At 57.6% G+C, this 23,199-nt stretch carries 20 protein-coding genes and 1 tRNA gene; 8 read left to right on the forward strand and 13 right to left on the reverse strand.

Going from position 1 to position 23,199, the window contains the following annotated elements; genetic code table 11:
- Positions 1–42 precede the first annotated feature (42 nt).
- The 9 genes from JIN78_RS11805 to JIN78_RS11845 all read right to left on the reverse strand — a co-directional run bounded on the left by JIN78_RS11805 (position 43) and on the right by JIN78_RS11845 (position 8,215).
- Positions 43–1,545 (reverse strand): hypothetical protein, encoded by a 1,503-nt coding sequence (locus JIN78_RS11805; RefSeq protein WP_200392181.1) that lies wholly within the window; start codon positions 1,543–1,545, stop codon positions 43–45.
- A 12-nt stretch (positions 1,546–1,557) separates the two neighbouring features.
- On the reverse strand, positions 1,558–2,163 hold the full coding sequence (locus JIN78_RS11810) for a BREX protein BrxB domain-containing protein (RefSeq protein ID WP_200392182.1): 606 nt from the start codon (positions 2,161–2,163) through the stop codon (positions 1,558–1,560).
- Positions 2,150–2,941 carry a BrxA family protein gene (locus tag JIN78_RS11815; RefSeq protein ID WP_200392183.1) on the reverse strand — a complete coding sequence of 264 codons (792 nt, stop codon included), beginning with the start codon at positions 2,939–2,941 and terminating at the stop codon, positions 2,150–2,152. Before JIN78_RS11815 ends, JIN78_RS11810 begins: the two co-directional genes overlap by 14 nt.
- Positions 2,938–3,450, reverse strand: a complete 513-nt coding sequence (locus tag JIN78_RS11820) for a BrxE family protein (protein WP_200392184.1) — start codon at positions 3,448–3,450, stop codon at positions 2,938–2,940. Before JIN78_RS11820 ends, JIN78_RS11815 begins: the two co-directional genes overlap by 4 nt.
- A gap of 55 nt (positions 3,451–3,505) precedes the next feature.
- A complete protein-coding gene (locus JIN78_RS11825; protein ID WP_200392185.1) occupies positions 3,506–3,799 on the reverse strand; it encodes a hypothetical protein in 294 nt (97 codons plus the stop codon).
- Positions 3,800–4,158: 359 nt separating this feature from the next.
- Positions 4,159–5,502 (reverse strand): hypothetical protein, encoded by a 1,344-nt coding sequence (locus JIN78_RS11830; RefSeq protein WP_200392186.1) that lies wholly within the window; start codon positions 5,500–5,502, stop codon positions 4,159–4,161.
- Positions 5,495–6,913 carry a hypothetical protein gene (locus JIN78_RS11835; RefSeq protein ID WP_200392187.1) on the reverse strand — a complete coding sequence of 473 codons (1,419 nt, stop codon included), beginning with the start codon at positions 6,911–6,913 and terminating at the stop codon, positions 5,495–5,497. Before JIN78_RS11835 ends, JIN78_RS11830 begins: the two co-directional genes overlap by 8 nt.
- Before the next feature lie 192 nt (positions 6,914–7,105).
- Positions 7,106–7,191 (reverse strand) — tRNA-Tyr (locus JIN78_RS11840).
- 106 nt (positions 7,192–7,297) lie between these two features.
- A complete protein-coding gene (locus JIN78_RS11845; RefSeq protein ID WP_234037961.1) occupies positions 7,298–8,215 on the reverse strand; it encodes a class I SAM-dependent rRNA methyltransferase in 918 nt (305 codons plus the stop codon).
- Positions 8,216–8,468: 253 nt separating this feature from the next.
- On the opposite strand from JIN78_RS11845, the gene JIN78_RS11850 reads away from it, so the two are divergent.
- Together JIN78_RS11850 and JIN78_RS11855 are read left to right on the forward strand one after the other, a co-directional pair.
- Positions 8,469–8,963, forward strand: a complete 495-nt coding sequence (locus JIN78_RS11850; RefSeq protein ID WP_200392188.1) for a hypothetical protein — start codon at positions 8,469–8,471, stop codon at positions 8,961–8,963.
- A 90-nt stretch (positions 8,964–9,053) separates the two neighbouring features.
- Positions 9,054–9,752, forward strand: coding sequence for a hypothetical protein (locus JIN78_RS11855; protein ID WP_200392189.1), 699 nt, complete (start codon positions 9,054–9,056; stop codon positions 9,750–9,752).
- On the opposite strand, the gene JIN78_RS11860 is transcribed toward JIN78_RS11855, so the two are convergent.
- From JIN78_RS11860 to JIN78_RS11875, 4 genes are all read right to left on the reverse strand, one after another.
- Complete coding sequence (locus JIN78_RS11860; protein ID WP_200392190.1) at positions 9,682–11,178, reverse strand: DUF7088 domain-containing protein; 1,497 nt, start codon at positions 11,176–11,178, stop codon at positions 9,682–9,684. The two genes, JIN78_RS11855 and JIN78_RS11860, sit on opposite strands and share 71 nt — an antisense overlap.
- A 27-nt stretch (positions 11,179–11,205) precedes the next feature.
- Entirely contained in the window at positions 11,206–11,958 is a 753-nt protein-coding gene (locus JIN78_RS11865; protein ID WP_200392191.1) for an ABC transporter permease, read from the reverse strand.
- Positions 11,959–12,093: 135 nt separating this feature from the next.
- Positions 12,094–12,732 (reverse strand): DUF2959 family protein, encoded by a 639-nt coding sequence (locus JIN78_RS11870; protein WP_200392192.1) that lies wholly within the window; start codon positions 12,730–12,732, stop codon positions 12,094–12,096.
- Between the two features lie 262 nt (positions 12,733–12,994).
- Positions 12,995–14,077, reverse strand: coding sequence for a pyridoxal-phosphate-dependent aminotransferase family protein (locus JIN78_RS11875; RefSeq protein WP_200392193.1), 1,083 nt, complete (start codon positions 14,075–14,077; stop codon positions 12,995–12,997).
- Between the two features lie 164 nt (positions 14,078–14,241).
- Between JIN78_RS11875 and JIN78_RS11880 the strand changes: the two genes are divergently transcribed.
- From JIN78_RS11880 to purH, 6 genes are all read left to right on the forward strand, one after another.
- Complete coding sequence (locus JIN78_RS11880) at positions 14,242–16,968, forward strand: helicase-related protein (protein WP_200392194.1); 2,727 nt, start codon at positions 14,242–14,244, stop codon at positions 16,966–16,968.
- 93 nt (positions 16,969–17,061) lie between these two features.
- Positions 17,062–17,982 carry a D-alanyl-D-alanine carboxypeptidase family protein gene (locus JIN78_RS11885; protein ID WP_200392195.1) on the forward strand — a complete coding sequence of 307 codons (921 nt, stop codon included), beginning with the start codon at positions 17,062–17,064 and terminating at the stop codon, positions 17,980–17,982.
- Positions 17,983–18,196: 214 nt separating this feature from the next.
- A complete protein-coding gene (locus JIN78_RS11890) occupies positions 18,197–18,811 on the forward strand; it encodes a PEP-CTERM sorting domain-containing protein (RefSeq protein WP_200392196.1) in 615 nt (204 codons plus the stop codon).
- Between the two features lie 217 nt (positions 18,812–19,028).
- Positions 19,029–19,334, forward strand: a complete 306-nt coding sequence (locus JIN78_RS11895) for a DUF4212 domain-containing protein (RefSeq protein WP_200392197.1) — start codon at positions 19,029–19,031, stop codon at positions 19,332–19,334.
- A 21-nt stretch (positions 19,335–19,355) separates the two neighbouring features.
- Complete coding sequence (locus JIN78_RS11900; RefSeq protein WP_200392198.1) at positions 19,356–21,146, forward strand: sodium:solute symporter family protein; 1,791 nt, start codon at positions 19,356–19,358, stop codon at positions 21,144–21,146.
- A gap of 301 nt (positions 21,147–21,447) precedes the next feature.
- Positions 21,448–23,022, forward strand: coding sequence for a bifunctional phosphoribosylaminoimidazolecarboxamide formyltransferase/IMP cyclohydrolase (gene purH, locus JIN78_RS11905; protein WP_234037963.1), 1,575 nt, complete (start codon positions 21,448–21,450; stop codon positions 23,020–23,022).
- Positions 23,023–23,199 lie beyond the last annotated feature (177 nt).

Genomic DNA, 23,199 nt, shown 5'->3' on the forward strand with positions numbered 1-23,199 from the left:
CCTTGCCAAAGAACCCCAGAACAAGTAATCAATTTTCCCTCATCACCATCGTTTAGCTGAGCCCTCAACTGGCCGAACTTTGGGGTCCACCTCAAGGATGGCGATGGACTTGGCAACCTTGAGCTCCCAAGAATCCAAGCCGTGGGTGTGAGAAACGCGGTCGATATGGAGGACGATCTCGCGTGCTGCCTGAGAGAGGTCGCTGGCGAGAACATCGTAGAGGTCCGCACTGGTCAGGAGAGTGGGGACCTCCTGCTCGATGATCGGCTGGCGACCGGATTGGCTATTGATGAGGATATCCTGCACACAGCGAATGGCGGAGCGGAGGCCGATGCCTCCCTGAAGCTTGGCGAGGGAGCGAATGGCCTGGATGAGAACATCGAACGATTGGGGCAGAAGCGGATAGAAGTCGGTGAAGGTGTCCGTCGTGAAATCGTCGGTGGTGGTGAAGTCTTCGAGCTTGGTAAGGTGGGTAAGCTTTTGACCGTCGGTCGCGAAATGGGCTTTGAGGGCCTTTTCACCTTCAACGGATTTTTTGAGCAAGCGACGGTGGGTAATTTCCCGGATATCGGAGGGCTTGAGATCGATCTTGATGGGGAAGCGGTCTCGGAGTCCGAAGAGGGCTCCGGTGTTGGGAAGCGTTTCCTGCGCCGTGGCCATGAGCCAGGCCATGCCGTGTCCGACTTCCTTCAGATTTTTGGCAAGGCCGTCGAGATTGTTGATGAGGGAGTCATTGTTGCGCAGGAAGTGGCCGACCTCGTCCACGATGAAGAGTACGCGTTTGGATCCGGTCTTGCGCTCGATGAGGTCGACCATTTCCTGGACGCGCTCCCGCTCCGTCTGGGTGTTGATGGTGTGGGTGTTTAGGAAGGTGTCTTCGGTCTTCCAGATGGCGGGATAGAATTTGTGAGCCAGGTCCGATGCGATGGGCATGAGTAACGTGGGGTCCAGCTCTTCGTAGGGGAAACCCGATTCAGATTCGACGGATTGGCGGAACTCTTCGAGTTTGCCATCCTTGTCAAGAAAGCTCTCCAGCTGGCTGATTTTCCGATCCGAAGAAAAGCCGGCCCAATTGCAGACCTTGTCGAACAGTAGGGTGGAGATGGGTTCATGGGTGACCCCGCTGCGGGCCTCGGAGGCAAGGTCGAGCAGGAACACGGTGACGTTGAACTTCTTTCGCGTCATGGCAACGCGCTGCCGGAAAGGCTGATTGGGGAATTGCTTGAGGAACTCCTCGGCAAAATGCTTGTCCTTCTCGGAAGCATCGGGATCGAAGGTCATCCCGAAGTATTTGGCGAAGGAGCTCTTACCCGAGCCGTAGAAGCCGGAGAGCCACACACAGCATTCCTCGAAATCGTCGTCACCATCTTGACTGCGCTCAAAGTGCCCGAGCAGCTTCTCGTATTCCTTGGCGAGATTATCAGTCACGACATACTCCCGGGCTTCGCGGAAAAGGATCTCGGGACGGCGATTGGAGAACGTAATGACCTTCTCGATAGGTCGGTCAATGGGCGTATTGGGATCGAAAAGTGTGCGGATGCTCATGGTGAAGGAAAATTAGTAAATGTGTGTGGAGCGGTAGTTTCCGTCCGAAGGATAAACTCCGAGATAGCTGGGATTGTCTCCGATATTGCCTCGCTCACCGGGATAGAAGAACACGGTTGGAACGGCGAAACGGCCTTGTAAAACTTGCTCGAATGCACTGACCCGGAGAAGGGGGTGCGCCATCTCAATATCAGTGATGAGGAGCAGCCCGTTGGGCTTGGAGGCAGCGGCTTGGATTTCCTCTTCAATTGCGGCGACGATGGGGGATTCCAGATCCAGAGACTCGCCTGGCTTTTTGTTCGCGAGAATGCTGTGGAGGGTGTCGGTGAAAGCCTGGTGTGATTGCTGGCGGGCTTCGCTTCGCCTGAGCAGGGCAATTTTTTTGCCGTTGTCCCCAAAGATTTTCTCCATGAGGGCGAGGAGCGAGCAATGTCGAGGTGCGTAGGACTGGTCCTTGAGACGAGCCATCAGCTTGGGGAGGCGCGTGCGGAGTTCGGCCCACAAATGAGGAGGGTAATGGACGTTAAAAACCTGATCGCCCTGACGAGCATTCGTTGTTCCTTCTGGGGCTCCCAGGCGTCGGATGAGTTCGTCTATTTTTTGGTCAAATGAGAACATGGGTGAGTGCGTTGCGAGTGTGATGGCTCCATTCAATGCGGCAGAGGCTTCCGCTGTCTTGAAGGACAAGGTGGCTCTCTGATTCAAACCTTTGGAGATAGAGAATGACGTCGGGGCGGGAAAGCCCAAAGGCTGTCCATTCCTCGGCATTGATGACTTGATCGTCCGAGAGCCCAAGAAAATGAAGATCGTAGGCTAGATAGAGTAAGGTGTTTTCGTGAGGGTGCCACGAATGGATATCTGCTCTGCCTCGGCGAGAGGGAGAAAGAAGCTCGAAATCTCTCCCCATACCCAAGACATATGAGACGACTCGCTCGACCACCGACGGACTCCATTTTCGTGCGAGCTTTCCTTCAATCACGCCTTTGTCGATTAGAGAATCGACGTCCTCTGATAGGATCTGATTTCCGGCGCTCCGGATTGTGGTCCAGTAGAGCTCCGTCATGAAATCGAAGAAGATCCCATGTTGCCGGAGGGCATAGAGAAGGATGATTTCGCGAATGAGTTTGGGAGATTGTGAATGTAGGAGGACTCTTCGAACTTCAGGAGCAGCTTCCAGATGGGGAGGACGAAGGAATCGCGATCCAAAGCCCTCGGTCACAATGTTGCGTAATCGCCGCTCGGAGTCAGTTTGTAATGAGCCCAGCTGTCTGGCCGATTCTAAGAGCATGTTGGCAGTTTGTCCTTCTTCCCACAGTTCGAATAGAGTGAGACATTCCTGAATAATGCCCTGAGATTGGGCAAGACTCGTCGAGTAGTGGCTCCGTCGGGTCTTCATTTCCTGAGTTTGAAGAATGGAATGCATTTCTTGTTTCCTGAAAAAGCCGCTTGATACAATGCGGAAAGGCGAGTGAGATCGTTTTGGAAGTGAAGTTCGATAGTCCCCAGGTCTGTCGGTCCATCGGAGACGGAGTCTGTTTCGTGAAATTGGAGAGGGCCCAACAAGCTGAACTCGGGAGCGGTCATTTGTTCAGTAGTGAGGGTGTCGACAAGTGCGAGTGATTCCTGGTGGATGCGAGCATCCCAAAAGGCTGGCAGGCGGAAGAGGTGATAAATTCCCCGTGAACGAACGGATTCATCGTAAATTTTCTGAAGACTGCTACCAACTAAGGTCGACGCAGCCTGAAGAGTTGTGCGGGGAAAAATCGCAGAAAAATCTCCTTGTCCGGTCGAAAAGGCAGTCGATTGGAGGCCCCATAGCGCTTCGGATTTTGCCGCGACAATGAGTCGGAGGAGCGCAATAAATCTGAAGGGATTTTGAGGAGAGGAGTTTGGAACAGTTGTCATCGACGAGGGCAGCTTTGCAGACTGGGGTTTTCAGGCAAGAACTCTGATGGCGAGCTCAGCAGGTTGTTTTGGAAAGCTGCGTATTGAAGAACGAAGCAAAGTATTCCCGGGAGCCGAACCCCTTGGAACCGATGGATTCCCAAGCTTGCTTGGTGACAATGAGGCCGTCTTGTTCCAGCTCCCAAATGACTTGGAGTTCGTGGCCCTGAGCATCCTCATCCATACAAGCCAAGTCGAGAACCGTGCCGTAATTGTCGTAGCTCGCCCCTTCCACCACGTAGTGACGAGTGCGAACCTGAACGATATCACCGGGGGTGGGTTTGGTTGAAGATGGTGCGTGGGCGAGCATGAAAGAAAATCTCTAACACGCCAATGAACTATCAGGCAAGCTTCTGATTACAGGGAGAAAATAACTGTTCAAAGGGCGTTCATTCCTCGCAGAGTTTTGGTTGAGGAAAGCTGACACTGCGTGTCAGCCCTGAACTGACTTGTCGAGGCGTTGGCAGCCCGTGTCAGTGTTGTCAGGGCTGTCAGAGCGGTGAACGGGTGCATTTTCGTGAAGTGGCTGTTTTTCCTGACAGATTCGCAACGGTTTGCGGTTTTGTCTTTGTAATTCGCTCATTTAGAGTTGAAAGAGAAAGAAAAAGCCCGTGACAGTTGAACTGCCACGGGCTGGGATTTGAGGATTTGTGAGTCGGTAGAAGGTCGCTAGAGGAGCGAATGGATGGCCCGGGTGTATTCGTCGAGACTGACAGCGGACACCATTTTCCCGTCGAGGGTGATCATTCCCTCTTCGGCGAGCCGGGTCAGCAGGGTGTCTCTTTCGGTGGCGGTGGAGAGACGAAAGGTGCGCTGGAGTTCGCGGCGAGTGAGGTCCTCTCCTTTGCGAAGTTCGTGGAGAATCTTTTGGATAAGTTTCTCGCGGGAGCTGGGAGTGAGGCCAACCCGATGCCAGATGAGGGTGTGGGTAGCGATGATCAGGCCCTTGAGAGTTTCTTCGAGAAAGGTGAGGATGATTTCGGCATTTTCGGGAGGCTCTTTTTCAAGACGAGGGGGATCGTTGTCCCAAGCGACAGTTGATTGGTAGAGATTGCTGCAGACGGCAAAAAGTTCCCGGCTGACCTTGAGGAGGCCGAATCCGTAATCGCCGGGGAGCCGACTCAGACCGTCGCGTAGATAGGATTGATAGCGAAGGGCGGCTTCGGTGCGGGGAAATTGGTTTTGGGGTGTTACTGCGATGGCTCCTTGGAAAGGGCGCCACATCATCAACATGGCGGAGAAGGTGGGCCAGAGGGGGACGTTGATGCTCGCGTCGCCCACATCCGGGAGGGTGAGGAAGGGGTGGCCCCACTCAAAGAGGCCGTTCTCTTCCAGGGCAATCAGGGTGGCACTGTCGAGACGACCGGCGACGGCGAACCTCTTTGGCGACCGCTTCAAGCTCGAATCGATTCCGATGGACTTCTGGAAGAAATCTCCTTTTTTGAGATAGTCCTGTAATTCGCGGAGGTCGGCTTTCCCGTCCAGTCTGGCGACTACAGCTCCGTCCCCGTTACTGATGAGGCCCACGTCCTTGTGCCAGCATTTGGAGAAGGGGCGGCTGCGACCAAATCCGAAGAGGCTCCAGTGGGCTTTGCGGTATTCTTCTTTGTTTTCATAAGCGGCTTGTCGATAGAATCTCGTATCGTAGGCGAGGTTGTTGTGGTAATAGGTGACGGATTCGCGGAGGTAGTGCTCGGCGATCTTTTGGCTGACGTAAGGGATCCTAGGCCGCGAGAGGTCTTGAGTGCTGTCTGCGTCTTCTACGAGGAGCTTACGAGCAAACTCCCAGAGTGGGCTGGTCTCTTTTCCTGGGCTGCCAACAAAGAGAGTGGATGGGAAGCTGCCGAGTTGCTGGGCTAGCGACAATTGCCAAAAGGTCGTCAGGCAGGTTGTGATGGAAAGAGTCCTTGCAAAGGGATCCGGCGAGCATTGGGATTCAAATTCGCGGAGAGCCTGAAAGAAGGTGTGCTGAAGCGCGGCAGAGGGTTTTGGGGGCTTGGGAGGCTTAAGCATGGTTCTGACGTTTGGGGGCTTCTGGGGACAGGAACGACTGGGCTGCAGAGGGGGCGCGGGTTTCCTCCTGGCAGACTTCCCAAAGAGGGCCGTCTTTCTGCGCCAGAGATTTTTCTTCCAGTTCAGCGAGGAGTTGGCCGCAGAGTCCAGCGGGAATGCTCAAGGCGCGGTAGAGGTCTCTTTCGTTGCTGGGTCCTTGGTGTAATTTTCTCAGCAACCGTTCTCGAAGATGCTGGCGGTGTTGGTCGATTTCGGAACCGACCAAGGCTTGCCGGGCCGCGACCGCGCGGCGCACCATGAGGCGGGCCAGCTCGTATATGGCCCCCGGATGGCGGAGCGCTCGGCCTTGGATGCGTTTTTGAGCTTCGTTGATTTTTGGTAGGGCGAAGAATAGGGTGGGGAGGAGTTTGCCGGCGGTTTGACTGATGCCGGGATATGCGGGTTCTTGGGAACGGAGAAAGCGAGACCAAGAAGCCAAGCTCTTGGGGCAGTGAAAAGAGACGGTGCTCTCGGGTAGGGATTCTACGCAGAGTCGATCGGCGAATGCGATTTTCAGAGCGGCTTCCAAGGAGGGGAACCGGATAGGTGATTCGCTCAAGGGGATCTCCGGAAGCGAGGGAAGGTCCTGTCCGGGAATGGGGTCGAGGAGCCAGAGCAAGTCGGTGGTTTGGTCGGGGGACTTGGAGACGACGTGAGGAAAATAGTTGCAGGAATCATCAACGAAAAACTGTCCTTGCGTATGGACCGGGAAAGGGCCGGGGATGGAGTGCCCGTCGATGATGGAGCGCAGGAAGGGCAGCCAAGTGGTGTATTCCTTTGGCGAGTGGAGCTTAAACGAGAAGAAGGGCCGGCCGAGGTGGGACTGTTCCAGATTGTTCTGAAGCTCGGAGGGACGGGAGCCTTTTCGAAAGACTTGGCATTTGAGAAAGCGTTGGTCGGAGGGAACTCGGGCGGCTTCTGAAAGGATTATTTCCCAACCGGGACTCTCCGTGGGCCAGGCCGTCTTTTCGGGATTGCGGAGCAAATGGAAGACTTCCTCGGCAGAGCTGCGGACTTTGTCTTCTGGAAAGGCCCAGTCGGCAGGGCGAGGTTTCTGAACCTCCGCAGCCAGCTCTTCCACGAAGGCGAGATTATGGGTGTTGAGCGAATTCTGGAAAGAGGAGAGGGGCGTGACGACGAGCTCATGAACGGCGGCCATGCTAGCGCTACCGCTGATGATGAGGTTAGACCCAACTGAACGGACGCGACCGTCTTTGTTCTGTAACCCCGCTCCCGGTCGGGAGAGATTACCGATTGCGGTAGCGAGAGCGACCAGCGCGTGGACTCCGGCGAGCTGATCGCCATCGCCGAGATCCATCAGGTCGAATTGAGAGAGGAAAGGGCTGAGGGCGGAAGGGGGGCTTGTTTTCATGAGGTGCCAATGGTACCGGGAAGGTTCCGGGCCGGTGACGAATAATCTCATGAATCCTTTCCGAAGTACAGGATTTATGGCTGCACGCCTGGTGGGGAGAAACTGCCAATTCTCGTCTCGTAGGGGCAGTATTCGGGCAGTAGAAAAATAAGCCCTGATTGCTTTTGGAGTCGTATCTCACTAAGAGTGAGATGGTGGGCAGGGCTGGATTCGAACCAGCGTACACTTACGTGAGCAGATTTACAGTCTGCCGCCTTTAACCACTCGGCCACCTACCCGGTTGAAGAGGGTCCGCGTTGCGCGGGGCGGATTGAGTAGGCTTTGCGGGGGGCTTTGACAAGAGAAATCTGCAATAAATTGTCAATTTTTCCGAAATTTCGGGTTTTACCGGTGATTTCTGGTGGCGGGGAGGAGCCAGATGGCTTTCAGGTAGGGTTCTCCGCTGAAGTCTGGGGGCATGGGGGCGGGTTCGAGTCGGGTGTGGGGAGGTTGGTGTGGCTGCAATTGGCGGCGAAAATCGCCGGGGCTGAGTTTGCGGCAATTGGTGGAGGCGAGGATCCAGCCACCGGGAGTGAGGCAACGCAGGGCGAGGGCGAAGAGGTCGCCGTAGTGTTTCTCTACGCTGAAGACATTGCCTTGTTTGTCGCGAGAAAAGGTGGGGGGATCGAGGATGAGGCCGTCGAAGGTGCGCCCTTGTTTGGCGAAGCGCCGCAACCAGTGGAAGGTGTCGCCTTTGCAGAAGTAGTGCTCGCCGGGGTCGAGTTCGTTGAGGTGGAAGTTTTCCTTGGTCCAGTCGAGGTAAGGTTGGCTGAGGTCGAGGGTGGTGGTGGTGGCTCCGCCCAAGGCGGCGCAGACTGAGAAGGCCCCGGTGTAGGCAAAGGTGTTGAGCACGGTCTGGCCCGGGCGGACCAGCTCGCGCACGCGGGCGCGGTTGTCGCGTTGGTCGAGGAAGATGCCTTGGGAGTAGCCAGCGGAGAAGTCGATGCGGTAGCGCACGCCATTTTCCAAGATGGGGAAGGGGGCGTCGAGGCGGGGGCCGCTGAGGTGTTCGGGGGAGGTCTTCTGGTTTTGGTCGAGGTGTTTCCAGTAGACTGTTCTGCGGCTCCCGCGAAGGGCGTGGCCCAGCTCGGGGGTGAGAAGGTGGTCGTGGCGGGTGGCTAGCAGCCAGTGGTTGGCGTAGGTCTCCAGAAAGAGATCGGGAAGACCATCCCCTTCTCCGTCGAGGAGTCGGAGGGCGTTGGTCTCGGCGGTGAGCAGGCTCTGGCGGCGGACGAGGGCGGCGGTGAGAAGGGGATGGGTCAAGGGGGTGATCTTGCGGGAAAAGAGGGAGGCGGGGAAGTGTCATTTTGGGGATGGGATAACTTTGTCACCGCCCTCTCTTCTTTCGTCTTGCGGAAGTTTCGGAAATTTTGTATGGCAGAGTTTGACTCAGATGGCTGTGTGAATAATAAATAGCAAGTTTTTCGCGCTCACTCAAGAAACCACCATTTTCAAAAGCGGTCCTACTTCTCTGGCTGAATCGTGAATCTAAAAAAACTCTGTCCTATTATCTAATATGCGTTTCTTCGCCATACTAGCACTCTCGTTTTTGGTGGTTTCATGTGAGAAAAGTGCTGAAAGTAAAGTGGAGATGTTTTTGGATGTTTACTCAGATTCGAAGCCAGGAAACGTTGTTATTTCAGCAGAAGGCCAACTTGACACAAGTCCCGTGAATGTCTACTTGGATGGAGTGCTCATTGGTTCGACTCCATTGAACTTTACAAGTGATGACTTGGAGCGTCTCAATCTTCCGGTATACGAAAGGGTTGAAGTTTCCCCTGCTGAGCATTGGATGACATGGGATTCAAAGGGAGACGGCACGTTGGTGATTTCGCATCGAGATTCTCCCGAGGAGAAACGACATCTTGATTTCAGGTCTACTGACCCCGAAAATCCGGAGATAAAATATTTCAAAGGAATGGCAACTAGCCGTCGCCACGACGGTGCGATTGGCCTTTATCCCAGGTTTGTTCAACCAGACCGAGCCCAACAAACCACTGAGGCCAACTGAGCACCGATTTTTCTTTTCCTTGGGAGAGGGGGTGGTGAGGCTGGAGAGGCGATGTCGATTTCTCCTCAAAGCTCCGGGTGCTGGCCGTTTGTGAATGAGATCGGGGAGGCTGAACGGGTTCCCCGGGCGCGGATGGATGAGCTGTGGGCGGAGGGCTGGCGGCATTTCGGACCCCGTTTTTTCCGTTACAGTTTGATGTGGCAGGAGGAGGAGTGGAAGCGGGTGATCAATCTGCGGTTGCCGCTGGCGGAGTGGCGGCCTTCCAAAAGTCAGCGCCGCACTTTGCGCCGGAATGAGGACTTGCGCTATGAGTTTGCTCCCGCCGAGCCGGGAGCGGTGGAGGAGGCTCTTTTTCAGCGGCACAAGGCGCGCTTTCGCGATAATGTGCCGGAGTCGTTGCAGGATTTTCTGGGAAGCGAGCCCAATGGGGTGCCGGGTCCTTGTCTGCAGCTGAGTGTGTGGGAGGAGGAGTCCTTGGTGGCGGCGAGCTTTTTGGATTTGGGGGAGCGGGCCTGTTCCAGTATCTATGGAATTTTCGAGCCCAGCAAGGGATCGCGGCGTCTGGGAATTTTGACGATTTTACTGGAGATGCTTTACGCGCAGGAGGTGGGCCTGGAGTTTTACTATCTGGGCTATGCCTGTCTCGAGCAGTCGCCGTATGACTACAAGAAGGATTTCAAGCCGCTCTGGGCGTGGGATTGGCGAGGCTGGCAGCCCTTTACGCGCGACGATTACTCCAGACGAGCCCTCCCATTACCAGCAGGCCTGCCGGGAGGAAGAGGAGAATGAGGTTGTTGAGGAAGCTGACTTCGGGCCCGATGAGGTTGAGCTTGTAGGTGCGCAGGCCGCGGGGGCCGACGCCGACAAGTTCTTCGCGTCCGATGAGCCAGTTGACGGAGTTTTTGACGAAGTCGATCTGCTCTTCGCGGGCGCGTTCGGGGTGGAGGAAGTGGCTGTTGGAGATGACGACCATGCGGGCGGCGGCCTCGGCGGCTTCGTCGGATTTGGCGTCGCCCATGATGACGGCAGCGGCGACGGGCAAGCCTTGTTCGCGGCGGAGGTCGGTTCCGGAGTTGAACTCGGGGAGGACGCCGACTTCCTGGTAGCGGGTCTCGCCCCAGAACTTGGCACTGGCTTCGAGGAGATTGAAGGGGTGGATGTTGCGTTTGTTGAGGTCTTCCGCATTTTCCCGCACCGTCAGGGAGCAGGTGGGACCATCGAAGGTGGTGGATTGCCCGGCAAGGCCTTCATTGACGCCGGCAAAGGAGGTGAAGATGGCGGGCACCTGGCTGATGCTGCGGCCGTTTTGGACGGAAATGAGGCGGTCGTCATTGGGGGTAATGCCGTGGCTGCGGAGAAAGGCGCGCAGCTTGGTGGGACGGTGGCGGGGATCGAGAATGGCGAGGATGGCTGAGCCGGGGCGGGCCCAGTATTCGTTCAGGATATCGATTTCGCGGTTTTCCAAATCATAGGAGGGCGCGACGAGCACGATGCCTTCGGCGTCGGCGGGGATGCTCTGGATGTCGGAGAGATTGAGGGGGGTGAGGACGAGGTTTTGGCGGAGGAGGGTATCGGCCAGCATGGCCCAGGGGCTTTCGCTGCTGCCGGACTCGACGGGGGATTTGTCGGCGAGGAAGTAGAGCTTGCGGGGTGCTCCTTCGGCGATGGAGAGGAGGGCGGTGGCCAGGCGGTCCTCGATCTGGAAGCCCTCGGGGCGGCGCTGGTTATTTTGATCGGTGCTGTAGATGATGAGGTCGTCGACCTCTAAAAAGCGAGTGAGGTTGGGGTCGGGTTCCGAGCTGCCTTTGGTGCGGGCATCGATGAGGAGGAGGTCGGTATTGAGGGTAATGCCGGGGTAGTTGCTCACGAAGCGGGCGGCAGCGTCGGGCTCCCGCACGGGGTCCAGGTAGCGGGCTTCGATGCGGCCACCCGATTCGCGCTCGAATTCATCGACTGTGCGGCGCACGCGCTCGAAGAAGGGCGAGCTTTTGCGGAAGGCCACGGTGATGCGAATGGGGTCTTCGCGCTCAGAGAGCGGATCTTTGGCGAGAATCTTTTGAGTGAGGTCCGAGAGGGTGAAATCGCGATCCTTGGTCAGGTCCCAGACTTTGTAATAATTGGCGGAGAGATAGGCTGCGGCGAGAAAGAGCACCACCGCCAGCACGAGCTGAACGAGGGAAAGACTACCGATGCCGAGGCGGGAGATGGGTTTCATGAAGAGGCTGAAGAAAAAGGGAAAAGCTCAGTTGCGCCAGCGGCGGTAATCAACAAGGTGGTGGGTGAGAAAGACGACGAGAGCAGCGGAGAAAAGGTAAAAAGCCAAGGCCCGGGTATCGATGAGGCCGGTGGTGAAGTCGGCCAAATGGCGTTGGGAGGAAAGGTAGGTGAAGATGCCGGCCGCTTGAAAGTTCTCGCCCCAGATAACGGGGACGTAGCCCAGGAAATAGTGGAAAACCAGGAGGCCGATGGTGATGATGCCGGCCACGATTTGGGACGAAGTGAGGGCCGAACCCAAGAGGCCGAGGGCGGTGAAGTAGGCCCCCATCAGCACGAGAACGAGGATTGCTCCGAAGAAAGAGCCTTGCGAGAAGGGAGCGGGGATATCGGTCAAGGTGGGAAAGAGGAAAAAATGCAACGCTCCCGGGACGAGAATGACGAGGTAGAAAGTGTAGGCAGCAAAGTATTTGGCCAGAACAACCTGCCAGGTTTTGACCGGGGCGGTGAGGAGAGTCTCCAGAGTTCCCGAGCGCTCTTCCTCGGCAAAGAGTCGCATGGTGATGAGGGGAAAAATGAAGAGGAAGTAGAACCAAAAATTCGGGGTGTGATAAGTGACGTAGACCAGTGATTGCGCCACCGGGGCATCGGCGAAGCCCTTCATGGCAGTCGAAAGGGAAAGCCCCTGCATCAGGGCCACAAAGGCCAGCACCACCCAGCCGAAGAGGGTGTAGAAGTAGGTTTTGAGCTCCTTGCGGTAGAGATTGAGAAGGGTGCGCATGCGTGAAAGTCCGTGGGCGTGGAAACTAGACTGCCGGAAGGGGGAATGGCAATGGGGGAATTGAAAAAGCAGCGGGTGGGAAGCGTGCGATAAAAAGAGGGATGGAGTGACCCATCCCTCGATGACTGGGCAGCTTTATTGCATCTCCTTGATGAAGCGGTCGGCTTCTTCGATGGAGCGCTCCATATCGCGGATGAGACGGGCGACGTCGACCTTGACCTTGACCACTTCGGTCTCCAGTGCGCTGATGGCCTTGGCGTTCAGATTGTGCTTCAGGAAGAGGGTCTGGTCGCGGAATTTCTTGAGCACGGGTTCCAGCTTGGATTCCGCAGCCCGCATCGCGCGCTCGAGTTCCTCGAAGCGTTCTTGGGCGGCTTTGTATTGCAACCGGGAGGTGGCCGCCAGCTGTGGGTCGGTGAATTCCTTGATTTCGCGGTCCCACTCACGGAAAAGTGCTTTGCCGGTGCTGGCTACCGCGTCGTTGCGATCGCGCACGTCCTTGGCGCGATCTTCGGATTTCTCGTAAGCTTTCTCGATGCGGCGATACATTTTTTCCAGCTCGCCGCCCTTATAACCGGAGACGGCAATGAATTCATCCAAGGCGGAGGAGAATTGCTCCTTGGCTTCGATCTGGGAGTCCTTTGCTTTTTCCACCCGGCTGACGAGGATATGGCGTTTCTCGTAGCCCAGCTTTTCCATCGCGCCGTAATAGGCGGTGGAACAGGCGGCCAAAAGGAGGGTGACGGTGAGAAGGGGGAAAAGTTTGGTTCTCATAAGGGCGTCTGTTTTGAACAAAAGAAGCGATGCTGAATAGCCTTTTCCGTGACTGATTGGGTCAAGGGGATTTGCCGATGCTTTGTTTTTTGATGCAGGGCCATTGAAGGAGTGATTGCGGGAACTTTGAGTTCTTGGAATCTGTATATTGAGCGGTGGGGAACTATCGCTCCCGGTTTCAAGCAAAAGGCTCCGTGCGCCGTCCCTTCGTAGAAAAGGACCGGCGGACGGAGCCATGGTGTGTGTGGGTGAAAGTGAGGACTTAGCTCTGGAACTTGGGCAACTCTTCGTCGAGGGCGGCGAAGAGTTCCTTTATGGTCTCGGGGGTTTCGTTGCCCATGTTGGAGATGCGGAAGGTGGTGCCTTTGATCTTGCCGTAGCCGCCATTGATGAGGAAGCCGTGATTGTTGCGCACGGCCTTGATCCAGCCGGAGAGGTCGAGATTGTCGGGAGTGACAAAGCAGCCGAGCGCTTTGGAGCGGTAGCCTGCGGGGGCGAGATTTTCGAAGCCGTGCCCGGCGGCCCACTCCTGGAGGAGGGCGTTGGTGGCTTCGTGGCGCTGGTAGCGGTTCTCCAGCCCTTCCGCGAGCATGTGGCCGATGCGCTCCTTGAGCCCGTAGATGTGCGGGATGGCGGGGGTGGAAGGGGTATTGTTCTTTTCGTGATTCTTCTGGAATTCGCAAAAGTCGAAGTAGTAGCCGCGATCCGGGGTGCTGGCGGCCCGGGCTTGGGCGCGCTCGCTGGCAATGAAGAGGGAGAGACCGGGCGGCAGGGCAATGGCCTTTTGCACCCCACAGAGCATGACGTCGAGGTCGAGCTCATCAAAAGGGGTGGGCACGGCCGAGAAGGAAGAAACGGTGTCGACGATGAGGAGGACGTCGTCAAACTCGCGCACCACTTTAGCAATGGCCGCGAGGTCGTTCATGCAGCCGGTCGAGGTCTCGTTGTGCACGAGGGTAACGGTGTCGAAGCCTCCCTCGGCGAGTTTGGCCCGCACGGCGGCGGGGTCGATGGGCTGGCCCCACTCCACCTGAATGGCTTCCGCTTCTTTGCCGCAGCTCTTGGCGACGCCGAACCATTTGTCGGAAAAGGCACCGCAGCAGAGGTTGAGCACTTTCTTCTGGGTGAGGTTGCGCAGCGCACCCTCCATGATTCCCCAAGCGGAGGAGGTGTTGAGAAAGACCGGGCGACTGGTGCCAGCGACTTCCTGCAGACCCGGCTGGACGGAGGCGTAGAGTTCTTCGAAGTCCGCGCCACGGTGACCGATGGTCGGCCCGCACATCGCGGCATAGGTTTCGGGAGCAACGTCGACGGGACCCGGCGAGAAGAGCTTTGGTTTAGCCATGTGCGGGCGAATGTGAAAGAAGGGATTTTTCTGTCAAGGAGCTTTGCGCGCGGACTCCCTTTCCGGCTGCTCCATTCTCGGGGTAGGGGAGTCGCTTTCTCTTTCTTCCCTCTTTTGTTTGCAATCTCGGGATGGCTGGTCCATGCCCTTGCGCCCTGAACGCAATGACCCGCCCAGCTCCTGGACAAAGATGGATGAGTCGCTCGGAACCCAAATTGGGTCTGGGCGTGATCGTGGAAGTGGAAGGAGCCCAAGTGGTGGTGCTCTTTCCGGCAGCGGAAGAAACCCGCCGCTATGCCCTGCAGACCGCCCCTCTGGTGCGGGTGCTCTTCAAGGAAGGGGACGAGGTGCAGGACCAGTTCGCGGGGACCTTCACCGTGGCCAAGGTGGAGGAAACGCCCGAGAGGCTCGCTCATTATCACTGCGAGGACGGCACCGTTTTGCAAGAAGTGGACCTCCTTGATACCCTGACTTTTTCCTCTCCCGAAGATCGTTTCTTGGCCGGAATTTGCGATGATTTCCGTCTCTTTGACTTTCGTCAGCGGGCCTTGCGTTGGAATACCCGCTTGCGGCAGTCGCCCGCGCGCGGCTTCCTCGGTGGGCGGGTGGACCTCATTCCCCACCAGTTCGCCATCGTGGCGGAGGCTGCCGATCGCCTCTTTCCCCGTTTGCTCCTTGCTGATGAAGTGGGCTTGGGAAAGACCATCGAAGCCTGTCTCATTCTCCATCATCTCCGCCTCACCGGGCGGGCCAGCCGCATCCTCATCCTTGTGCCCGAGCCTCTGGTGCACCAGTGGTTTGTGGAGCTCTACAAGCGCTTCAATCTGCTCTTTGCCCTCTTCGATGAAGAACGCGCCGCCGCCATCGAGAGTGGCGACCCCGAAGGCAACCCCTTTCTCGATAGCCAGCTCATCCTCGCCTCCACCGAGTTTCTCGCCGATTCCCCGGAGCGGGCGGCCCAGGCACGGGCGGCGGACTTCGACCTCCTCATTGTCGACGAGGCCCATCATCTCGAGTGGACTCCGGAAGCCGCCAGTCCTTCCTACGAAATGGTGGAAGGGCTCGCCGCGGTGGTGCCCAGCCTTCTTCTGCTCACCGCCACTCCCCAGCAGCTCGGTCCCGAGGGACACTTTGCCCGGTTGCGCCTGCTCGATCCCGACCGCTACACCAGCCTGGAGGAATTCGCCGCCGAGGCCCGCTCCTACGAGCCCCTCGCCGCCGTTGTCGAGACCATCAGCGAGGGCCAATTGCCTGACTCCGCAACCATCGCGCCCTTTCTGGAAAGCTCGCCCCGCGCCCAAGAGCACTTCCTGGCTCTGCAAGAGGGCGAGGAGGAGGCCCGGTCCCAGTTGGTCTCCGAGCTGGTCGACTCCTTTGGCACCGGCCGCGTCCTTTTCCGCAATACTCGCGACCAGTTGACCGGTTTCCCCACCCGTCGGCTGAAGCTTTATCCTTTGGGCAAAGGGCAAAAAGCGTCCCTTTGGCTGGCCAATCTGCTGCGCGAGTTGGGCGAGGATGAGAAGGTTCTCCTCATCACCCACACTCCCGAGGCTGCTATCCGCATTCAGGAAAATCTCCTCGAGCGCATCCATGTCGAGTCCGCGCTCTTCCACGAGGAGCTCAGCATTACCGAGCGTGACCGCAATGCGGCCTGGTTTGCCGATCCGGAAGGGGCCCGCATCCTGATTTGTTCCGAGATCGGGAGCGAAGGGCGAAATTTTCAATTTGCCCATCACCTTGTGCTCTTTGATTTGCCGCAGAATCCCGAGGTCCTCGAGCAGCGCATCGGCCGCCTCGACCGTATCGGGCAGACGCGCGACATCTTCATCCACGTCCCCTACGTGCAAGAGACCAGCTACGAACTCCTCACGCGCTGGTTGGCGGAGGGGTTGAGTGCTTTTGAAAAGCCGCTCAAGGGATCCGCCACCCTCACTGCCGAGCTCCTGCCCGAGCTCATGGACTTTGTGCAGGATCCCCGGCCCGACGAATTCGAGGATTTTCTCCAGCGCACCCGCCTGCGTCGGGAAGAGGTCGCCGAAGAGCTGGCCAATGGGCACGATCGCCTCCTGGCCCTCGGAGCCCCTTCCAGCGACCGGGCCGACGACTTGTTGGAAGCCGTCGACGAGGCCGATGGCAATCGCCGTTTCGAAAGCTTTGCCCTCCGGCTCTTCGACCAGCTCGGGCTGGACGTCGACGACCTCGCCGAGCGCAATTACCTTCTCAAGCGCGGCCAACGTCTCAGCGAAACCTTCGCTGACCTTCCTGAGGACGGACTCGCGGTCACCTTCGAGCGCTCCGAGGCCCTCTTCCGCGAAGATTTGACCTTCCTTTCCGCCGATCACCCCACCTTCCGCACCGCTTTGGATCAATTCCTCGCCGATGATTTGGGCAACGCCAGCTTTGCCCACTGGAAGACGGGGCGGGGGAAAGGGATCTATCTCCAGTGCGGCTTCGTGCTGGAGAGCCTGGCTCCCGACCGCCTTCATCTGGACCGCTTCTTCGCTCCCACCCTCATTCCCATCACGGTCGATCATCGCGAGATGGATCGCAGCGACGAGGAGGACATCTTTCGCGAGGCTCCTCTGCGTCCCGCCGACCCGCATCGCCTGGTCTCCCAGGAGAGTTTCCGGCTGAAGATTCTCCCCGCTTTGCTTAAAAAGGCCCGGCAGTTCGCCACCGAGAAAAGCGCCGAGCCTCTCCGTATCGCCCGCGAGAAGGCGGAACGCAAAATGGAGGCCCGCATCGCTCGCCTCGAAGATCTGGCCAAACGCAATCCCCAGGTCAGTCCCGCCGAAATTGCCGCCCTCAAGGAATGGCAGGGCGAGATTCTCAGTGCTCTCGACCAATCCCGCTTGCGGCTCGATAGTCTCCGCGTGGTCTGGCAGACCTGAGGCCCGTGAGCGGGCGGGGGAGATTGGGGAAATCCGGCTGAAGACTCTTTTCGCACTTTTCGTTTCATCCCGGTGATGACACGGTGCGCCCCCATGCGACGATTTTTTCTCGGACTCGGCTGGTTGAGTTTGATGGTGTGCAGCTCCTGCGCCCCCGTCCCCGCCAATTACCCTGCAGCCAGTTCCTCCGCACTGCCCGCTCCCACTCCCCGGCCGGCCAATCCTATGCTGGCTCCGGTAGCGGAGACCCCCCGCGACCTGCTGCCCGGCAAGCCCGTCCCCGCAATCTCGGCCCCCGCCGCTCTCGTGATGGATGGCGTCACCGGGCGCATCCTCGCTGCCAAGAATGCCGACGAGCGCCGGGCCGTCGCCTCCACCCAGAAATTGCTCACTGCCCTCGTCGTGATGGAGGATGGCCCCCTCAGCGATCCCGTGACCGTGGCCAGCTCCGACACCATGGTCGAACCGTCCAAAATTTACATCCGCAGTGGGGAGACCTACACCCGGGCCCAGTTGATGAAAGCTCTCATGGTCAAGAGCGGCAACGACGTCGCCAAGGCCTTGGCCCGTGATGTCGCCGGGAGCGAAGCGGCCTTTATGGCCCGAATGAATGCGAAAGCGGCTTCCCTGGGCATGCGCAATTCCTTTTTTAAGAATCCCCACGGACTCACGGAACCCGGGCAATACTCCACTGCCCGCGATGTCGCCATTCTCGCCCGGGCAGCTTACCAGTATCCTGCCATTCGCGACTATGTGCGCACCAAGAGTTATACTTTCACACGTCCCGGAGGAGGGAGCAAGAGTCTCAGCAACACGAACAAGCTCCTCACTCGTGTCTCCTACTGCACCGGGATGAAGACGGGCACCACCAATGCCTCCGGGCGCTGTCTCGTCTCCAGTGGTGAACTCAATGGTCGCTTCTGTATCGTGGTCGTCCTCGGAGCCACCAATACCACCAATCTCTACAACGACTCGGAAGCTCTGCTCCGCTGGAGCCTGGAGCGTAGCGAATAGCTTCCCGTCAAAGGGAAGCCGGGGAGCGCGGGAACTCTTTTTTGAGAAGCGAGCAACAGGCTCTTCGTTAGTCTGTTAGTTAGCTATTGAGTTTTCGTGGTTTCCGTCGTAATCTCAAGAATTTCCTCAAACTGGAAATCTGTTGTTCTTGCCTGAAAACGAGCTGGTCAGAGCGGTCATAAATCCTCTAGCTTGGCGAGCGGTATCTTACCCAATGAAATCTATCAATTATCAGACTCGTGATGTTGTTGCTGCGGCTATTTTTACGGCCTTGCTAGCTCCGGGGTTAAAGGCCGCGACCATTATCGACTTCAATGACGGAACCGCTGGTTCCGATGTGGGCACGTTCTACAGCAGCCTTGGCGCGACGTTCTCGAACGCGGAGTGGTCGAGTCTCAGCACGGGCTACACTCCTGCACCGGATTCGACCGGTTTGCGGGTGGTGGGAGACAACGGGAACTTACGCCCAACCATCGGCAATCCGATCGTGATCGTCTTTTCAACGCCGATGATCTCGGTTTCTCTGATCGCCAACAGTGTCAATGCCAACGGTGCGCGGCTCGATCTGTATGACGCTGTCACTGACGGCAACTTGGTTGATTTCGACCAAGTGGTCGGCACTTCTGGTGCGACGAACAGTAATTTCACCCTCTCCGGGACCGCTGCCGGAATCCTCCGGGCTGAGTTTTATCAGCCCTTGAATGCTGAAAACGAGGGGGTGTTGATCGACAATCTGATGTTTACTCCGGTGCCAGAACCTTCTTCGTTTTTCCTCCTCTCGACCGCAGGCTGGGCAATTTTGGCAAGCCGAAAGCGGCCAATATCTTAACAGCGGATTACACCAGATACTCAATCGGGCACGATACAGGCACCCGATTGACTTCGGCTGAGCCAGGTTCCGTCCGAAAGGCAGGGGGTTTTCCAAATGACCGATCGACAGGGGGGAAGCATGGGGCGGGACAATGGCCGTGGAGAGCCTTCCCCAACCGGGTGGCGAGAAAGGGCGTTGCCAGAGACGGGCTTTCCTTGTTAGTGCTCATGATGAAATGAGCAATGTCATTACCAAGGAGGCACGGGATCGCTATTGGCGAACGAATTTGAAGTGGTTGGCGGGCCTGTTGACGGTCTGGTTTGTGGTCTCCTATGGCTGCGGGATTCTGTGGGTGGATGCCTTGGACCAGGTCCGCATCCCGGGCACGGGGTTCAAGCTCGGCTTCTGGTTCGCCCAGCAAGGAAGTATTTACGTTTTTGTCCTGCTCATCGCGATTTATGTGCGGGTGATGAACAAGCTGGACCGCGAGCTCTTGGGCGAAGGCGGGCAGGAAGAGGGAGGCGCGGTCTCGGATCACTAGGAGCACGAAAGGGAGAAGAGAATGAGTGTTGATTTTTGGACTTACACCTTGGTGGGACTGAGCTTTGCCCTCTACATCGGCATCGCCATTTGGTCGCGGGCGGGAAGCACGGGCGAATTCTATGTCGCGGGGGGAGGGGTGCCTTCGGTGGCCAATGGCATGGCCACGGCGGCGGATTGGATGAGTGCCGCGTCCTTCATTTCCATGGCCGGCATCATTTCCTTCGCGGGACGTGATGGCTCGGTTTATCTGATGGGATGGACGGGCGGCTACGTCTTGCTGGCGCTGCTGTTGGCTCCATATCTGCGGCGTTTCGGTAAATTCACGGTGCCGGATTTCATCGCCGACCGGTATTACTCGCCCACCGCGCGCCTGGTGGCGGTGATTTGTGCCATCTTCGTTAGTTTCACCTACGTGGCGGGCCAGATGCGCGGGGTGGGGGTGGTCTTCTCGCGCTTCTTGGGTTTGGAGGTGGAAGAAGGGGTTATTGTGGGGATGGTGATTGTGCTGTTTTATGCCGTTTTGGGCGGGATGAAGGGCATCACTTACACTCAGGTGGCCCAGTATTGCGTATTGATTTTCGCCTTCATGGTGCCGGCTATTTTCCTCTCCATTATGATGGCGGGAAATCCCATTCCACAGTTGGGCTTTGGCGGGATGGCAGTAGGAGAGAATATCTCCCTTCTCGACAAACTGGATGGACTGAGCACGGAGCTGGGTTTCAACAAATACACGGAGGGCTCCAAGGCGACGATTGATGTCTTTTTCATCACGGCCGCTCTCATGTGTGGAACGGCGGGCTTGCCTCATGTCATTGTGCGTTTTTACACCGTGAAAAAGGCCAGTGCGGCGCGAACCTCGGCCTTCTGGGCGCTCCTGTTCATCGCCATTCTCTACACCAGTGCTCCGGCGGTGGCGGTTTTTGCGCGCACCAATTTGCTCAATACCGTTTCCAATGCCAGTTACGCCGAGATGCCCCAGTGGTTTGGCAACTGGGAAAAGTCGGGCCTCATTGCGTGGCTGGATAAAAATGGCGACGGGCGCATCCAGTATGATGGCAGTGGAGCCGCCTTTGCCGCGACCGATGGCTCGGCCAAGGTCTTGCCGGAGTTCACTGACCAGCGGGGGGCCAGCGGAGAACGCCTCTTGGCCAATGCGGCTACCGAAAACACGAACGAACTCTACATCGACCGCGACATTATGGTTCTGGCCAATCCTGAGATCGGGGGCCTGCCGAACTGGGTGATTGGGCTTATCGCGGCGGGGGGACTGGCGGCAGCCCTCTCCACTGCGGCGGGCTTGCTTTTGGTGATTTCGACCTCGGTGGCGCACGATTTGGTCAAAAAGACCTTCGTGCCCGACCTCCCGGAGAAGAAAGAACTGCTCTGGGCGCGCGGTTCGGCCGCCGTGGCGGTGGTCATTGCCGGTTACTTTGGCATCAATCCGCCCGGCTTTGTGGCCCAGGTGGTGGCCTTCGCCTTCGGGTTGGCGGCGAGCTCCTTTTTCCCCGCTATCATTCTGGGAATTTTCACCAAGCGCACGTCCAAGGAAGGGGCCATTGCGGGAATGGCGGTGGGTCTCGTCTTCACGATGAGCTACATCATCTACTTCAAGTTCGGTCCGGGCACCGAGGAACAGTGGTTCTTTGGCATTTCGCCAGAAGGCATCGGCACCCTTGGGATGTTGATCAACTTCGTCATCGCGGTGGTGGTCTCCCGCTTCACGCCGGCTCCTCCTGAAGAGGTGGCCGAAATCGTGGAGAAAGTGCGCTATCCACGGGCAGCGGTGGCGGAGGATGAGGGGAACCGCTAAGACGCCAAGACGCAAAGTTTACGAGGCTTTTATTTTTCTGACCCAGAGCCACCGAGACGCAGAGGTTCACAGAGTTTTTTTTGGAAGGAAACACCTCTGGGAAGCTTTGTGTCTTTGCGGCTTTGCGGTCAGTTCAACTCACGGAGCCCCGGCCTCGGCGTTCACTCCATGACCTCGGCGACTCTGCGGTTAGGGCATGGAACGGGGTGGGGTGATGAGAGAGGGATAGGGTTTTCGCTTGTTCGATGGCCTTTTGGCCCTTAAGCGGGGGGCCGCCCAAGTTGCGGCGGCAATCATTGTTATGGCTATTCAACGAGCACTTCTTTCGGTGTCGGACAAGACTGGTTTGGTGGTATTTGCCCGCCGTCTGGCAGAGGATTTCGGAGTGGAACTTCTTTCCACCGGCGGCACGGCCTCAGCCCTGCGCGAGGCGGGTCTGGAGGTCACCGAGGTCTCCGATTACACCGGCGAGCCGGAACTTTTCGAAGGCCGCCTCAAGACTCTGCACCCCATGATTCACGGTGGACTCCTGCAGCGCCGCGATTCTTCCGAACATCAGGCTCAGGCCAAGAAGCACAACATTCCGCCCATCGATTTGGTGGTGGTCAATCTCTATCCCTTTGAGGAGACCGTGGCCAAGGAGGGTGTCACTTTGGAAGAAGCGATTGAGAAAATCGACATCGGGGGCCCATCCATGCTGCGGAGTGCGGCCAAAAACTATGCCGCCGTGACCGTGGTGACCGATCCTACCGACTACAATCGCGTGTTGGAAGAGATGGCTGAAGTGGAAAAACTCGGCGAAGAGGTCACCAAAAAGGGAGAGACCAGCTTGCGTCTGCGCGAAGAGTTGGCTTTGAAGGTTTTCCGACGGACCAATGAGTATGATGCCGCCATTGCCAACTATTTGGGCCAGTGCGACGAAGGCACAGCGGGCAGCTTCGCGGTCTGCGAGCCGCTGGAACAAGAACTGCGCTACGGCGACAATCCCCATCAGGCCGCGCGCTTGTATGGCAATTTTTCCGATTACTTTTCGCAATTGCAGGGCAAGGAGCTGAGCTACACCAACATTCTCGATATCGAGGCGGCGGCGGACATGATTCTGGACTTCAAGCGTCCCACGGTGGGGATTCTGAAGCACACCAATCCTTGCGGTATTGGTCAGGACGACGACGATTTGCGGGTGGCGTGGGGTAAAGCCTTCGAGACCGACCGGCAGGCACCCTTTGGCGGTGTCATCGTGTGCAACCGGCCCATTGACGAAGGCCTGGCCCGTGTCATTTCCGAGATTTTCACCGACGTGATCATCGCGCCCGACTACCTGCCGGAGGCCCGGGCCATTTTGCAGAAAAAGAAGAATCTGCGTCTGATGCACATGAACGAGCCTGCCTACCGTGAGGAGAAGAAGAAGCAGGTGGTGCGCAGTTGTCCCGGAGGTCTCATGGTCATGGACCGCGATTGGGAGGTCAAAGGCCTCGACAATCTCGAGGGCAAGGTCGTCAGCAAGCGCCCGCCGACACAGGAAGAGCTCATCGCGATGCGCTTTGGCTGGCGGGTGGTCAAGCACGTGAAGTCCAATGCCATCGTTTTCGCTGGCTCCGATCGCACTTTGGGAATCGGTGCCGGACAGATGAGCCGGGTCGACTCCTCCCGCATCGCGGTGTGGAAGGCGGAGCAGGCTGGTCTTTCCCTGGAAGGCAGTGTCATCGCCTCCGATGCCATGTTCCCCTTTGCCGATGGACTGGACGCCGCAATCGAAGCGGGGGCCACTGCCTGCATCCAGCCAGGCGGATCGATTCGGGATGAGGAAGTGATCGCCGCTGCCGACGAGGCGGGATTGGCGATGGTCTTCACCGGACACCGTCACTTCCGTCATTGATCAGGCGAAAGTCGTCAGCTGAGAATTTTTTTGAAAACCGTGCCCCTCAGGGGTGCGGTTTTTTTTTCGGGAAATGAGGTCGAGAAAAGAGCCGACCGGGTTGCTTTCCCGGTGGTCGCGCCCCGGCTCATGTTATTCGAGGGCAAAAGGATCATCGACCCGGGCGGGAAGCAGGTC

The sequence above is a fragment of the Roseibacillus ishigakijimensis genome (assembly GCF_016595415.1).
In the GTDB taxonomy this organism is placed as follows: Bacteria; Verrucomicrobiota; Verrucomicrobiia; order Verrucomicrobiales; family Akkermansiaceae; genus Roseibacillus; species Roseibacillus ishigakijimensis.